Origin of the sequence: Chryseobacterium sp. Marseille-Q3244 (assembly GCF_940807095.1) — a bacterium.
GTDB lineage: Bacteria > Bacteroidota > Bacteroidia > Flavobacteriales > Weeksellaceae > Chryseobacterium.
This window is the reverse complement of sequence record NZ_CALNWX010000018.1, coordinates 1-14,234: the sequence shown is the minus strand read 5'-3', so window position 1 is coordinate 14,234 and position 14,234 is coordinate 1. Positions and strand designations below refer to the sequence as shown.

The window sequence follows — 14,234 nt, the reverse complement described above, 5'->3', positions numbered from 1 at the left end:
AGAAATTATGAAAACAATAAAATACTTTATATCAGCTTTAGCCGTAACTTTCATTACGACGGGCTGTGCTAATGATCTCAATACTTTACCGGAGGGCGATATTTCCGGTGAGCAACTGAATGAGGATCAGTCAAAGCCTGAAAAGATCCTTGGCGGAATCTATCTTGACCTTCGCAGTAATGGTGCAGGAGGAAACATTGGATCTCACTCAGACTTCGGAATCATGGGAATAAAAGCCGGTGCAGATTTAATGTCAAATGATGTGATACAGGCAAAAAATCAGCATTTGGGAATGTTTTATAATTATGAAGCTACCAATGCCAGTAATTTGGCTTCAGAAATTGTATGGACCACTTTTTATGCAAGAATATTCATTATCAATAAACTTCTTAGTGATTTAAAAGCAGATACAAGTCCTAAAAATCAAGCGATTAAAGGACAACTGCTTGCTTTAAGAGCTTATTCTTACTTTCATCTGATCCGTTTTTATGCCAATGATTATAAAGGGCATCAGTCTGATCCGGGGCTTCCATTGGTACTTACTACGGATAATCCCAGCCAGGGACGTCCAAGATCAACGGTAGAACAAGTATATTCACAGATTGGTCAGGATATTGAAGAATCTATTGTTCTTTTGGAGAGCTTTGCCCGTCCATCCAGAGCCCAGATTGATCAGAGAACAGCTAAAGCTATTGCTGCCGATATATTCCTACAAATTGGAGATTACGCCAAAGCCGTAAAATATGCCGCAGATGGTAAACAAGGGATTGCCCTGATGACAGAAAACGATTATACTACTACCGGGTTTTCCAATATCAGCAATCCTGAGGTGATCTGGGGATTCCATAATACAATTTCTACCATGAGTATCGGAAATTATTATGCTTCTTTCTTCTCTATGTTTGATAATACCAATGAAGGATATGCAGGAGCTGCCCAGATTTATAAGCTTATTGACAAACGTTTATACGATGCTATTCCGGATACTGATTACCGTAAAAAAGTATTTAATGGAAGCCAGCCTGCCAAGTATACCTTTAACGGAAAGACTAAAAACTATCCTGCCTATGTAAGCTGGAAATTTAAAGATCCAAGCATGTTTGAAGGTGATTATATCTACATCAGAGCCTCTTCTTTATATTATATTGAGGCGGAAGCTCTTGCAAGACAAGGAAGAGAAGCGGAAGCAAAGCAAGTATTATTTGAAATTGCATCCAAAAGAGACAAAGCCTATACGCTGTCTACCAAAACAGGAGCCGATCTGATTAATGAAATTATCCTTCAAAAAAGAATTGAACTGTGGGGTGAAGGCTACGCCTGGTTTGATATGAAGAGATTGAGTACTCCTTTAGAAAGAATATACACAGGAACCAACCATACTTTTGGAAGATTTAACCTCACACCGGATAAATTTAAATTCCAAATCCCGAATAAAGAGATTAATAATAACCCTCAAATCAAACAAAATGACTAGATAAGGAGCAAAACAATTTTAATATATTTCAAGTAAGACACCATTTTCAGTCAATGGTGTCTTTTTATTATAAAGCTCTATAATACCCTATAAACAAATCTCTTAGAGAAGAGATTAAAATTATAAAAGTGTTCGAAAATTTACACTGATTTAAAACAAAAAAATAGCACCATTAATGTTAACGATGCTATTCATACAAGTTGATAATCAATAGAAATAAATCTTTTCTTCTTATTTATTTTTGCTAATTTCTTATACTTTTGGTTCAATCACTCTATCTTTTTGCTGCTTATTTTCCATGACAAGATCTTTAACACCTCTGATCTCTGACTGTAATTACGATAAATCCTATATCATAAAAATATAAACATTTGTTTAATGGATTTATGGTTTCAATCATCATCCTTATCAAGGTAACGGCTAATATCTCTAAAAATTATGTAAACAGGAATGAATATTTTAATAAATTTAAAATAAAAACAATGAAACAACTTTTGACATCAATAGCCATTGCAATGGTATTTACTTCTTTTCATTCCTATACCATAAATGAATTGAGAAATATTTTACAAACAGATCCGCCACCCAAAGATAAAGATCAATGGAGAACAAACACCCCAAATCAGTGCAGCAAAACAGATCCGCCTCCCAAAAATGGTGGTCAGTGGTAATTTTTTAATACAACAGAAGTATCAAAATAAAAAATCTCAGAATAACTATTCTGGAATTACTGTTACATTCATTTTGGGTTTCCTTTTTTAAAGGGATTTCTGATGAATAAAAATATTGAAATCAAACAGAGAAAGAGATACAGGAAATACATATATTTGGGAATCAAAGACCCATTCAAATAAACACCATCTAATGAAATTAAAAAAAATTATTCCTACTCTGTTTATCGTATTCTTAAGTCTTCCGCTTTTTTCACAGAACCATACAAATTCTGAATTAAAAAAAGCAATTGAAACCATTCTTGCCCATAAAAAAGCGGACGTAGGAGTTTCTATTGTCACAGCAGGAATCCCAAAAAAGGAAGTAATCCAAATCAATGGCAATAAGCCACTTCCCATGCTAAGCACCTTCAAATTTCCTGTAGCTTTAGCTGTTCTTCATAAAGTGGAAAAAGGTGAACTTTCTTTACAACAGAAAATTTATATCAAAAAAGAAGAGCTTTTGGAGGATACTTATAGTCCATTTAAAGACAAATATCCGGACGGAAATATAGAGCTTAGTCTGGAAGACTGCATACAATGGATGGTGGTCTACAGCGATAATAATTTGACAGATATTCTGCTAAGACTAATCGGAGGTCCTGATTATGTTCAGCAATTCATTAACAGCAAGAATATTGTCATCAAAAATGATGAAGAAGGTATGCATAAGGACTGGGATTCCCAATTCATCAATACCATCACTCCTAACGAAGCTACCCAACTTCTGGAACAATTCTACACCGGGAAAATATTAAATAAAGAACATACAAAATGGCTATATACAGCCATGCTGAATAATGCGACAGGAGCCAAAAGGCTTAAAGGGAAGTTACCCAAGGATGTTAAAGTAGCCCACCGCACTGGAACCTCATTCACCAATAAAGCAGGAATGACAGGTGCCGTTAATGATTATGGAATTATTGAACTCTCAGATAAAAAGAGAATATATATTGCTGTTCTTGTACATGATACTTATGAGACATTTGAAAACTCAGAGGCGATTATTGCCGATATTGCCAAAGCAGCCTATAATCACTACAAAAAATAAATCCATGACCAAGACAAAATTATTTATCACTCTTGCGGTTTCCGTACTTCTGTCTGTTAATGCAAAGGCACAGAAAACAACTTCCTATTCAAAAAAAATTGACAGTATCATGACGACTTCTGTCCCATTGAAATTCAATGGAGTGGCTTTGGTTTCTCAAAATGGTAAAACAAAATATTTGAAGGCCCATGGATATAAAGATTTCGAAAAAAAAATTGCTTTAAAGGTTGATGACCAGTTTGAAATCATGTCAAATTCAAAACAAGTCACTGCTGTTCTGATTTTGCAAGCTGCTGAACAGGGAAAGCTTGATCTTCAGACTCCCATAAAAAAATATCTTCCAACCCTTACACAATCCTGGGCAGATACCGTCACGATACACCATCTTTTGAATCATACTCATGGTATTATAGACAGGGAAAAACCAACTGCATTTAAAGCCGGATCACAGTTTAAATATGGGAATCTATCTTATATGCTTCTTGGAGAAATTCTTCAAAACACCACCGGAAAAAGCTTTACAGAACAAGCAAACTCTCTTTTCAAAAAGCTGAAGATGGACAAAACGTTTGTGTATAACAGTAAAAACAATCAGGCCTTGGTTCCGGGCTATAGAAGTGAAAATAATCAATTTGAAAAAGTAGAAAAATCATTTTTAAATGATGAAATTGCTCCCGCAGCAGGAATTGTTTCTACTGTAGAGGATCTTGCAAAATGGGATCAGGCATTATTTAAAGGAAAACTTCTTTCCCCAAAATTTCAAAAACTGATCCTCACTCCTTCTACTTCTTCTCAACATAATGTTTTTGGAAAAGAAAGTATGGGATTTGGCTATAATATCAGATTCATCAAAGAGGCTGGGCTCAATTATTATGCAGTGACGGGACTTGGTGATGGCTTTACATGTCTGAATGTATACTTTCCGTCTACAGATACAAGTCTGGTTATTCTTGAAAACCAAATGCCTCAAAACAGCGAACATTGGAGTTTTAAGGAAGCCGCTATTAAAAATGCTGTACTAAAAAGCATTCCTTCAAAATAAGCATTTGAAAATAGCACAGACACGTTATAATTATAAAAGGCAGCATCAAAAATAGAAGCTGCCTTTTATTTATCCTCTTAAATATTTTGGAGCCTGGATGAAGACTATCAATCTTGCTTTTTGTATTTTTTCAAAATATACCACTATAAATGGGAATATTTCGCCTTTATATCCAGGGATTTGAAAGAGGAAGCCCCCAAGCCTGTAATAGAAGAACTCCACCAATCGATAAGATAAGTGCACCGATTATTTCTCTTTGTTTAAAACCCTGTATTTAACACCTGCAAAAGGTTTTTCAATGAAGAATCTGTACACTAAACCACCCGAAAGACATCCCAATAGACAAACCAATAGGCATATATTATCCGAAGTTTTAAGATCGAAATGTTCAAAAAGAACCTGAACCAAATGAATAATTCCCTTATGAGAAAGGTAAACTGCATATGACAAAGCTGCCAGTTCCGCAGTAATATAGGATTTCTTATTTGAAAAGAATGACGATGCTGAAACAGCTGATAAAACAATAAAACCATAGCTTATGGCCACCAGAGTAAACCCAAACACTGACGCTTCTTTTGAGACCTGTTCATTACATATCCAAAATGAAATTCCCAACAACCCAATCCCAATAAGAAATAGCCTGTTCCCATTTTGGTGAACCATCCTTTTAAAACCGGAAAAATACTGCATACAATAGCCAATAAGAACTCCGGTTCCAAGACCATCTAACCTTGTATGGGTTGGGTAATATATTTTCATATACCAGGAACGCCAGAATTCCAGAGAATCAGGATCCGTATCGGCTATATATACATTCCAGGTTACCAGTCTCATGATGAGAGAAAACATGATAAAAAAATAATTAAAACAGTAAAATATTTAAATAATTTTGAGGGCATTATAACCAAAAGAAACAAGGGAAGAATAAGGTAAAACTGTTCTTCAATACATAAAGACCATGCATGAGAAAATGTCCCCTGGCTGATTACATCCAATCTATAATTCTGGGTGAAGGTTACAAACTTCCATAAAGGAGGTAAAGCTTCCCGTTCCCTGAAAAAAGGGATGGTAAAATACAGAAAAAGAGTAAAAAAATAAGCCGGAACAATCCTAAAAAAACGTTTAATATAAAAGGTCTTTAAGCTTATTGTTCCTTTTTCATTCATTTCTTTAAACAATTGTCCTGAAATAAGGAAACCACTCAACACAAAGAAGAGATCAACTCCGGTCCAGCCAAATCTCCCGATAGTATCAATCCATTCCGGATGCTTAAATGCCCTATAGTGAAACAGTAAAACCATTACAATAGCTAATGCTCTCAGATGATCTAATCCGTAAAGCCTTTCTGATCGTTCTCTTGTCATATTTTTTGATGCAAATCTTGCTAAAAACAAGACTCCTTTTAAACACAAGGTTCAGAAAACAGGCATTTCAATGCCAATAGCAAAATAGGTCGTCTGAATTTTAAATAATGCTGTTGATCTTTATATTATGGGATTTGACATCAATTCGGCAAACCATGTCTTAAGATTTTTTATTTTTGATGATGATGAAAACCAGAGCAACCGTGTATAACCTACAAAATATATACTTCCAGTTATTTTTCTGGATTGCTTTGTTTTTGTTTGGGATAGCAAGAGCCTATGACGATTACAACGGAGAAATGTTTAAACAATTGGTGATTTATAATTTTTGTCATTGGATCTTTCAGATTCTGGCAGCCAATTTTATCTATTATATCCTGATCCGCCATTTCTTTGACCGAAAAAAATATATTGAATTCACATTCTGCCTGATCCTGAGTTTATACTTTATTTCAGTAGCCAACAGAATCTTTATTGTGGATATTGCTGAGCCTTTTTTCACCAATGAACCCAAAGACAGTCTGAGCAGCATTTTTACTGATATCCGGTATCTTTTGTTCCATTATACATTTCCCATCATCAGTGGAGCATTTATCTTTATTTCCATCATGTTTTTTATGCGGTATAAAGATGAAAAAGAAAATACAATCCAACTGGAAAAGGAAAAAACCGAACTGGAATTGAAATCTTTGAAATCCCAGCTTAACCCTCATTTTCTGTTTAACACACTGAATAATATTTATTCTCTTTCTATCAGTAATTCAGATAAAACATCCCAATCCATCAGCCAGCTCTCAGATATTCTGGATTATCTTCTGTACAAAGGACAGAAAAAATGGGTTTCTGTTGCTGATGAACTGAATATTATTGACAATTATATTGCACTGGAAAGCCTGCGCTATGCTAACGAAAGATTAAAAATAACTAAGAAAATAGCATTAACATCGGTCAATTTCATTCCACCATTACTCTACTTAACCTTAGTAGAAAATGCCTTTAAACACGGTGCCGGAAAAAGCTCTGAACAAACAGAAATCAAAATAGAATTGGAAACAAATACCCAACATTCTGTTTTCAGAATTGAAAATACCTATGATGGCATTTCAGATTCTAATGAAAAAGGAATCGGGATTCAGAATATTAAGCAACAGTTGGAGCTTCACTATCAGAAACATTTCACCTTCCGTATTTCCCGGGAAAACAATATTTTTAACGTTGAAATAATCACTCCTTCACGATATGATTAACTGTATCATTGTAGATGACGAACCTTTAGCTGCCAGGTTGCTGGAAAATCATATTTCCAAAATCGATCATTTGAAACTGGCAGGCAAGGCAGAGAATGCCCTTGAAGCTTATAAACTTCTTCAAAATCAGGCTATAGACCTGATGTTTCTTGATATTCAGATGCCTCACTTCAACGGAATTGATTTTTTAAAATCCCTTTCACAAAAGCCTAAAACAATTTTTACAACTGCATACCGGGACTTTGCCATTGAAGGATTTGAACTGGAAGCCGTAGACTATCTGTTGAAGCCTATCACTTTTGAACGTTTTTTCAAATCTGTAGAACGGGTGTTGAGAAATATCAATGATTCAAAAGATGATTTTATCATTCTTAAAACAGAAGGAATGCATCGAAAGTTATCCCTTGCAGACATTATTTATATTGAAAGCCAGGGAAATGACATCAAAATAACTTTATCTGCAAACGAATCCCTGATCTCAAAAAATAAAATAACGGATCTGGAACTTCTTTTAGCATCAAAAGGATTTATAAGAATTCACCGGTCATTTATTATCAATACTCACTTCGTCACTGCTTTTAACAATCATGAACTTCATCTTGGAACCTATCAGATTCCTATAGGAAGAAGCTACAGACAGGAATTTGACAATTTCATGTTAACATTCTCAAAAAACAGACTTTTATAACTGTTTATTAATAACTTATAGATTGATTCTTTATACATTCTTTTCATTTTCCTATGCCCCAATTAGCATTTTAACATTTATTTCAAATATTTTTTAAGACCACTCCTTTAGAACACCCATTTCCACGCTGTTTTTCAACCTATTACATGTTTCTGATTCTTCAAATTGAAGATAAGTATTTTGTGGATATATTTTTTATAATAAAGAAACAAAATACTGTATTACAAAAAGTTACACACAACCAAAAGCTCCCGTCCCTATCTGTCCATTTCTTATGGATATTAAAAAAAAGTATTACTTTTGCCTGAGCGAATAAAATTGCTTTTTAGCCGTTTTATTTGTAAATTTATGTGCACCAATTTATAAAACATTAAAATTCATTCCATGAGAAAAATAATTCTACTTATTACATGTATGTTCGGTATTTCAGTTTTCTCTCAGATTAAAGTGTTGAAAAATGAAAGTTTGGTGGAAATTGGCAAAGACAATTCTGTTGGTTTATATAAAAAAGAAGACAAGTATACTGTCAATTATCAGGACCTGAATACCAGCAACCTGAATACAATCCGAGCTTTTTCATTCCAGAATCTGAATGGAGACGTTTCTGGACTCTATAAACTCATTATAGACGGCTTTATCTCTTCCCCGGAAGAAAATATCGTCCTGGAACTTCCTAACGATATTATAGAACTTCATTATGAGAGAAACTATGGCCAACCCACTGTACAGTTTATCCAATACATCAATAAAAACAGGAAGTATGTGGGGAAATCTCAGTTTTTAACTCAAAAACAGGTTGATAAGGTTTTTGGAAGAACAAACGGCAAATACGCGATGTATGATAAGGCTTCTACCCTCAATCATGAAGGTGTTAAAAAAGGAGGCGCAAGTGCCGCTTCTACAGCAACTCCGGCTTCCGGAGCTAAGAAAAAAGCAAAAAAATAATTATAATTTATAAATATTGCGAAACTCATTCCATTGAATGAGTTTTTTTATTTTATTTTTGCAGAAAGACATTAAAAATTATGCCGCTTCAGATAAACAATTTAACCAAAAAATTTGGTGAACAGACTGCCTTAAATACTATCAACATTTCTATTGATAAAAATGAAATCATCGGTCTTCTTGGCCCTAACGGTGCTGGAAAATCCACCCTGATGAAATCTATTGTAGGGGCACTGAAAATTGATGAAGGGGAAATTATCTTTAATGGCCAGAACATTACCCAGCACGAGATTGAAAGCAAGAAGAAAATAGGCTTTCTTCCGGAAAACAATCCATTATATCTGGAAATGTATGTGAAAGAATATCTTCAATTCGTAGCCAACATCCATAAAATTCCTGAATCTAAAGTAGATGAAGTTATTGAACTGGTAGGAATTACCCCGGAAAAATCCAAAAGAATCGGGCAGCTTTCCAAAGGTTATAAGCAGCGTGTAGGATTAGCTCAGGCAATTATTCATCAACCGGATTTATTAATTTTGGATGAGCCTACCAATGGACTTGATCCTAATCAGATTCTGGAAATCAGAAATGTGATAAAAGAAATTGGGCAACAAAAAACGGTTTTGCTTTCTACACACATCATGCAGGAGGTAGAAGCGCTTTGTTCAAGAGTGATTCTTATTCATAAAGGAAATATTCTTCAGGATTGCCCTATTGACGAATTTAAAGGGAAATTTGACAGCCTGGAAGAGGCTTTTGCGAGCTATACTGCGGTTCAGAAAAATTAAGATTTGCTTGATATGGATTAATTCAAATCTCAAATTAAAAATATATTGTTGAGATTCCTATGAAATGGCAAAGATGGTAAGTAAAAACTATGTTTGTCATTCCTTAGGAATCTTATTTTTTTAATAATATATTGGAAGATTTCTTTCTTCATTGAGGTGTATACCCTATTAAAAAGCATAAACAATGGCTTCATATTTGATGATGTTTGAACAGTTAACCAATAACCATTATAATATGATTAAGTACTTCTTATTAGGAGCTTTTTCTTTAGCTCAGTTCTCTTTTGTTTCCGCTAAAGAAACTCCTGAATTTTCAAAAAGCAATACCCTTACCTATGATGCTTTCCAACAGGTTCCAAAAACCGTGATTATTAAAACTAAAAAATTTAAAATCAGAATTGATAAGCAGCCTAATGGTAAATACTTGTACCAATCCTGGAATGCCAATGCAAAAATTACTGCTAAACCCAGCATGATTATTAGTGATGGTGAGCTGATTCCTGATGGTAGTGGAGGAAATTATTATTTCAATTTTAGTAATGATGGACACAGCTATCAGGTTTGGAGAAATTACCTGACCAACTCTGCCAAAAAAGCTCCTTATACCTTAGTAGTTTACGATTCCAATGACCAGGAAATTGTACGTCAGGATGCCCAGATAGTTAAGAATTAAATTCAATAATTATATATCATTTTAAGGAAGAACTCTCGTATAAATAGATTCTTCCTTCACTTTGTTATATTCAGAATGACATCACCAATAAACAGATTATAAAATGGGGTGTAAAATTGTATGTAATTACCAAGAATTAATATTAAGTTGAGTTCCGGCAGGAATCTGGAAGAGAGAAGTTAGAAATTTTTATAATAGTAACCTCCGAAATATTAAATCAACGAAATTTTGCACAAGGCCGAATTTAGGTTGCTTTAAGTTTAAAACATCCCTCTTCCGGTACTCCTGCTTTTTTTATTATAGAATTTATGTTCCGGCTTGTCTTAATTCTGTAAGAAAACGGCTATCATCGTAGCTTTCTTTGGCTGCTTTATAGCCAATATTAAAAATCTGCTCCAAACGGTCTTTTCCGCGTTCAAAAGTTCCGTAAGTAGATAGCTTTTGAGAAGAAATAAACCAATCACAATAGTCAAATTTCACTTTTTCGATTCTATAGGAAAGAAGATCATAAGAACGGGAAACAATGGCTTTAATTGAGTTCAGATCTTTAATTTTAGCATCATTGGGTGGTGAAACAAATACTCCAATCAGTTTATCACAATCATCTCTGATGATATCTGCCGGAAAGTTGTTCAACACTCCCCCATCACAATACATTTCGTCACCAATAATATAAGGTGTGGTAATTCCGGGAATAGAACATGAGGCAATAATGGCATCCACTACTTCAAAATCCTTATCAAAAATCTTCTGGGTACCGGAAACCAATTCTGTGGCTACAATTTTCACTTCAATATCAAGATCCCCTAATTTCATATCATGAAAAATAGGCTTAAGATAGTTTCTGAAAATAATAGAGGAAACCAATCCTGGTTGATTGAAGGCAAAGTGTTTCCAATTAAAAAAATAAACGGAATTGAAAAATTCCAGAATTTCTTCAGGCGTCTTTCCTACCGCATGAAGGCATCCCACAATAGATCCTGCACTGCAACAGGAAAGAATGTCTATGTCTACGTTTTTTTCCTTCAAGAATTTTAATACCCCCGCATGGGCGATGCCTTTGGTACCGCCTCCTGACAAAACAAGTCCTACTTTCTCAAAATTCATAGAATAAATGTAAGAAAACACCTTGATATAATCTGATTAATTTTTATAAATATGCGATTTTAAAATTATTTTAACACATAATTCAGTCATTGATTCATTTTTTTCTTTTTTCTTTCAATTAAATAGATTCAGCTTGAAAATTATGACGGCTCATTCATTCAAGCCCCATTTCCAAATGACAATTATACATTTACAATTAAAAATAAAACAAAGTTATCTATTGATGGCATCTTAAAAGAGGTTGAGATGATGATGAAGTAAATACGAAATACCTTTATTCTAATGGGTAAATAAAAACCTCACAGGTTTCAGAAACCTGTGAGGTTTGATGTATGCTCAACGTAAGCTTACAATTCCAAGATGATCTTTACAGAACAAATTGAGCAATGTCTTTAGTATATTGGAAAATAAAAAACCACAGCAAAATTGCTGTAGTTTTTAGTGGCTAAATTAATTTCAACGTATTAGTATTCTATTGGTTGTTATATAACTCCAGCACTTTTATAATATCTTTATCCTTCTTAGATTTATCAACTAACCTCACAAGATCCTGATGATCTTGTAATTTTTCTTTGAGATTATTTTTAATGCCAGGGTTAAAAAAGCCTGATTCATTAATCACCTTTCCATCAGCCTTATTAATGAGAAAGTCTGTTTTATTCATTTTATAACCCGTTAATCCTATATAAAAGTAATCTCTATACCAACTTAGTTTCCCTTGAAATAATATTTCTATAAGACCAAAATCATACTTAGTAAGACGAAGTGACGTTGAAGAAGTGAACTTTCTCACTACATTCTGAGGGTCTGTAACTTCCATATAGTCGATATCAAATTCACTTATTACAGTCTTGTTCCCTAAAGAATCCAACATATTTACCTGTTTGATATAAGTAGCAGGAGAAAATTTTTTATTCGTAAAAATACCAATATTCTGAACTCTTGTTTTAATAGTATCAGTAAAGTTTTTCAACACATATTTTACGGGAAAATGATTTTCTTTATAATGAAACTGATTCTGAGAAAACACAGAAATAAAACAGAATAAAGAAAATAAAAATGTAATTTTTTTCATTTAGAATCCATTAAAAAAGCTCAGAAAAATCTGAGCTTTTATTATATAAATTTCTGTATTTCAGATTAGATATGGATCACTTCTCCATAAGCTGCTGCTGCTGCTTCCATAATTGCTTCAGAAACGGTTGGGTGTGGGTGGATCGATTTGATGATCTCGTGACCTGTAGTTTCTAATTTTCTAGCAACTACTGCTTCAGCAACCATATCAGTTACTCCTTCACCAATCATGTGACATCCTAACCACTCACCATATTTAGCATCAAAGATTACTTTGATAAATCCGTCTGTATTTCCGTTAGCTGTAGCTTTACCACTTGCGGAAAGAGGGAATTTACCAACTTTGATTTCATATCCTTTTTCTTTAGCCTGCTTTTCAGTAAGACCTACAGAAGCTACTTCAGGGTGACAGTAAGTACATCCAGGGATATTGCCATAGTCAATTTTCTCAACATGCATCCCTTTGATTTTCTCTACACAAGTGATTCCTTCTGCAGAAGCAACGTGAGCCAATGCCTGAGTTGGGATGATATCACCGATTGCATAGTACCCTGGTGCTGAAGTTTCATACCATTCGTTTACTAAAACTCTCCCTTTATCTGTCTGGATACCTACTTCTTCTAAACCGATGTTTTCGATATTAGCAGCAATACCTACAGCAGATAATAACACATCAGCTTCAAGGGTAATGTTTCCATTAGCCGTTTTAACATTCGCTTTTACGCCTTCTCCTGTTGTATCTACGCTCTCTACAGAAGCGTTGGTCATAATTTCGATTCCTGATTTTTTCAGAGATTTCTCTAAGTGTTTAGAGATTTCTTCATCTTCTACAGGAACAATGTTTGGCATAAATTCAACAACCGTTACTTTAGTTCCCATTGTATTATAGAAGTCAGCAAATTCTACCCCAATAGCTCCAGAACCTACAACGATCATAGATTTTGGCTGCTCAGGAAGAGATAATGCCTGTCTGTATCCAATTACTTTTTTACCATCTTGCGGTAAGTTTGGTAATTCTCTTGAACGAGCTCCTGTAGCAATGATAATGTGGTTACCAGTATATTCTACTACTTTACCGTCTTTATCTGTTACAGAAACTTTTTTACCTTTCTGTACTTTTGCAGTACCAAGAATTACGTCAATCTTATTCTTTTTCATTAAGAACTCGATTCCTTTGCTCATTTTGCTGGCAACACCACGGCTTCTCTGAATCACATTCGGGAATTCGAAGCTTGCTTCTACTTTATTTAATCCGTAATCTTCAGCATGGTTGATATAATGAAAAACCTGAGCAGATTTCAATAAAGCTTTGGTTGGAATACATCCCCAGTTAAGGCAAATTCCTCCTAAGTTTTCTTTCTCGATAATTGCGGTTTTGAAACCCAATTGCGCTGCTCTGATCGCAGTAACATATCCACCAGGACCACTTCCAATGACAATAATATCGTAATTCATTACTTTAAAAATTTTTATGCGAATTTAAGGAAAAATATTGGATGTTTCACGTTTCTTCAAATTGATCTTAAAATCCATCAATAAGCCATTTTCATTCAATTTTAAATAAAAAAAGAGAACACAAAAAGCATTCTCTTTCAACAAAAATTATTGTTACATGTAAACTTCGTAAAATTTCCTTTATAGAATTTTACTCATCAAATTTTAATAAGTGCAAGAAATTCGTATTATTTCGCTTGTCTAAGCAATCGTTTTTCAGCCTCGTATCTTTTATTTAAAGCCTTCATCTGATCTCTCTTCATCTGTTTGGTAGCCAATGGATGGTTCAGGATCAGTTTCTTTTCTGTATTATATTTTTTATCCAATTCCTGTCTCTTAAGATTGACTAATTCACTCTTTGAGGGATGTGGAGGAACGGGCGGATGTTTTTGTCCAAAAACATTCATAGATAAGCCTAATAAGAACAGGGTTGAGATCAATAACTTTTTCATGATCACTTCCTGCGGCATAAATTCCAAAGAAAATGGAAATAAGAACTAACGGAATGAGTACAAAGGCCATCATTTTCTGCCACATTCCCGGAACATTTCTTTGAGGCAGCCATTTATCAAGCATA

General features: G+C 34.2%; 15 protein-coding genes and 1 pseudogene. 9 read left to right on the top strand and 7 right to left on the bottom strand.

Annotated elements, in window-relative coordinates; genetic code table 11:
• Positions 1-7: 7 nt before the first annotated feature.
• The 4 genes from NBX25_RS21390 to NBX25_RS21375 all read left to right on the top strand — a co-directional run bounded on the left by NBX25_RS21390 (position 8) and on the right by NBX25_RS21375 (position 4,277).
• Positions 8-1,474 (top strand): RagB/SusD family nutrient uptake outer membrane protein, encoded by a 1,467-nt coding sequence (locus NBX25_RS21390; RefSeq protein WP_250255344.1) that lies wholly within the window; start codon positions 8-10, stop codon positions 1,472-1,474.
• Between the two features lie 482 nt (positions 1,475-1,956).
• Positions 1,957-2,145: a hypothetical protein gene (locus NBX25_RS21385; RefSeq protein ID WP_123910902.1), complete on the top strand. Its 189-nt coding sequence runs from the start codon at positions 1,957-1,959 to the stop codon at positions 2,143-2,145.
• 193 nt (positions 2,146-2,338) lie between these two features.
• Positions 2,339-3,235, top strand: a complete 897-nt coding sequence (bla, locus tag NBX25_RS21380; RefSeq protein ID WP_250255343.1) for a class A beta-lactamase — start codon at positions 2,339-2,341, stop codon at positions 3,233-3,235.
• Between the two features lie 4 nt (positions 3,236-3,239).
• Positions 3,240-4,277 (top strand): serine hydrolase domain-containing protein, encoded by a 1,038-nt coding sequence (locus NBX25_RS21375; protein WP_250255342.1) that lies wholly within the window; start codon positions 3,240-3,242, stop codon positions 4,275-4,277.
• Positions 4,278-4,523: 246 nt separating this feature from the next.
• Here NBX25_RS21375 and NBX25_RS21370 read toward each other — a convergent pair whose 3' ends face one another.
• Both NBX25_RS21370 and NBX25_RS21365 read right to left on the bottom strand, forming a co-directional pair.
• Positions 4,524-5,126: a hypothetical protein gene (locus NBX25_RS21370; RefSeq protein ID WP_250255341.1), complete on the bottom strand. Its 603-nt coding sequence runs from the start codon at positions 5,124-5,126 to the stop codon at positions 4,524-4,526.
• The gene (locus NBX25_RS21365) at positions 5,108-5,641 is read right to left on the bottom strand and encodes an acyltransferase family protein (protein WP_250255340.1); all 534 of its coding nucleotides are present in this window, start codon (positions 5,639-5,641) and stop codon (positions 5,108-5,110) included. Before NBX25_RS21365 ends, NBX25_RS21370 begins: the two co-directional genes overlap by 19 nt.
• 179 nt (positions 5,642-5,820) lie before the next feature.
• On the opposite strand from NBX25_RS21365, the gene NBX25_RS21360 reads away from it, so the two are divergent.
• The 5 genes from NBX25_RS21360 to NBX25_RS21340 all read left to right on the top strand — a co-directional run bounded on the left by NBX25_RS21360 (position 5,821) and on the right by NBX25_RS21340 (position 9,982).
• On the top strand, positions 5,821-6,888 hold the full coding sequence (locus NBX25_RS21360; protein ID WP_250255339.1) for a sensor histidine kinase: 1,068 nt from the start codon (positions 5,821-5,823) through the stop codon (positions 6,886-6,888).
• Complete coding sequence (locus NBX25_RS21355; protein ID WP_123910898.1) at positions 6,881-7,576, top strand: LytR/AlgR family response regulator transcription factor; 696 nt, start codon at positions 6,881-6,883, stop codon at positions 7,574-7,576. Before NBX25_RS21360 ends, NBX25_RS21355 begins: the two co-directional genes overlap by 8 nt.
• A 384-nt stretch (positions 7,577-7,960) precedes the next feature.
• The gene (locus NBX25_RS21350) at positions 7,961-8,521 is read left to right on the top strand and encodes a hypothetical protein (RefSeq protein ID WP_250255338.1); all 561 of its coding nucleotides are present in this window, start codon (positions 7,961-7,963) and stop codon (positions 8,519-8,521) included.
• Between the two features lie 80 nt (positions 8,522-8,601).
• Positions 8,602-9,309 (top strand): ABC transporter ATP-binding protein, encoded by a 708-nt coding sequence (locus NBX25_RS21345; RefSeq protein WP_123910896.1) that lies wholly within the window; start codon positions 8,602-8,604, stop codon positions 9,307-9,309.
• A gap of 184 nt (positions 9,310-9,493) precedes the next feature.
• Complete coding sequence (locus NBX25_RS21340; protein WP_250255337.1) at positions 9,494-9,982, top strand: hypothetical protein; 489 nt, start codon at positions 9,494-9,496, stop codon at positions 9,980-9,982.
• Between the two features lie 306 nt (positions 9,983-10,288).
• On the opposite strand, the gene NBX25_RS21335 is transcribed toward NBX25_RS21340, so the two are convergent.
• The 5 genes and pseudogenes from NBX25_RS21335 to NBX25_RS21315 form a co-directional block, all read right to left on the bottom strand.
• Positions 10,289-11,089: a patatin-like phospholipase family protein gene (locus tag NBX25_RS21335; RefSeq protein ID WP_123910894.1), complete on the bottom strand. Its 801-nt coding sequence runs from the start codon at positions 11,087-11,089 to the stop codon at positions 10,289-10,291.
• 472 nt (positions 11,090-11,561) lie between these two features.
• Positions 11,562-12,164 carry a hypothetical protein gene (locus tag NBX25_RS21330; RefSeq protein ID WP_250255336.1) on the bottom strand — a complete coding sequence of 201 codons (603 nt, stop codon included), beginning with the start codon at positions 12,162-12,164 and terminating at the stop codon, positions 11,562-11,564.
• 65 nt (positions 12,165-12,229) lie between these two features.
• Complete coding sequence (gene lpdA / locus NBX25_RS21325; RefSeq protein WP_123910892.1) at positions 12,230-13,618, bottom strand: dihydrolipoyl dehydrogenase; 1,389 nt, start codon at positions 13,616-13,618, stop codon at positions 12,230-12,232.
• A gap of 227 nt (positions 13,619-13,845) precedes the next feature.
• On the bottom strand, positions 13,846-13,983 hold the full coding sequence (locus tag NBX25_RS21320) for a hypothetical protein (protein ID WP_250255335.1): 138 nt from the start codon (positions 13,981-13,983) through the stop codon (positions 13,846-13,848).
• Positions 13,984-14,008: 25 nt separating this feature from the next.
• A pseudogene (locus NBX25_RS21315) lies at positions 14,009-14,234 on the bottom strand (hypothetical protein); the annotation flags it as partial.

Coding starts and splice junctions, on each gene's coding strand:
- NBX25_RS21340 (WP_250255337.1), top strand. CDS start 9,494: ATGGCTTCATATTTGATGATGTTTGAACAGTTAACCAATAACCATTAT.
- NBX25_RS21350 (WP_250255338.1), top strand. CDS start 7,961: ATGAGAAAAATAATTCTACTTATTACATGTATGTTCGGTATTTCAGTT.
- NBX25_RS21375 (WP_250255342.1), top strand. CDS start 3,240: ATGACCAAGACAAAATTATTTATCACTCTTGCGGTTTCCGTACTTCTG.
- NBX25_RS21330 (WP_250255336.1), bottom strand. CDS start 12,164: ATGAAAAAAATTACATTTTTATTTTCTTTATTCTGTTTTATTTCTGTG.
- NBX25_RS21355 (WP_123910898.1), top strand. CDS start 6,881: ATGATTAACTGTATCATTGTAGATGACGAACCTTTAGCTGCCAGGTTG.
- NBX25_RS21385 (WP_123910902.1), top strand. CDS start 1,957: ATGAAACAACTTTTGACATCAATAGCCATTGCAATGGTATTTACTTCT.
- NBX25_RS21370 (WP_250255341.1), bottom strand. CDS start 5,126: ATGTTTTCTCTCATCATGAGACTGGTAACCTGGAATGTATATATAGCC.
- bla (WP_250255343.1), top strand. CDS start 2,339: ATGAAATTAAAAAAAATTATTCCTACTCTGTTTATCGTATTCTTAAGT.
- NBX25_RS21365 (WP_250255340.1), bottom strand. CDS start 5,641: ATGACAAGAGAACGATCAGAAAGGCTTTACGGATTAGATCATCTGAGA.
- NBX25_RS21335 (WP_123910894.1), bottom strand. CDS start 11,089: ATGAATTTTGAGAAAGTAGGACTTGTTTTGTCAGGAGGCGGTACCAAA.
- NBX25_RS21360 (WP_250255339.1), top strand. CDS start 5,821: ATGATGATGAAAACCAGAGCAACCGTGTATAACCTACAAAATATATAC.
- NBX25_RS21390 (WP_250255344.1), top strand. CDS start 8: ATGAAAACAATAAAATACTTTATATCAGCTTTAGCCGTAACTTTCATT.
- lpdA (WP_123910892.1), bottom strand. CDS start 13,618: ATGAATTACGATATTATTGTCATTGGAAGTGGTCCTGGTGGATATGTT.
- NBX25_RS21345 (WP_123910896.1), top strand. CDS start 8,602: ATGCCGCTTCAGATAAACAATTTAACCAAAAAATTTGGTGAACAGACT.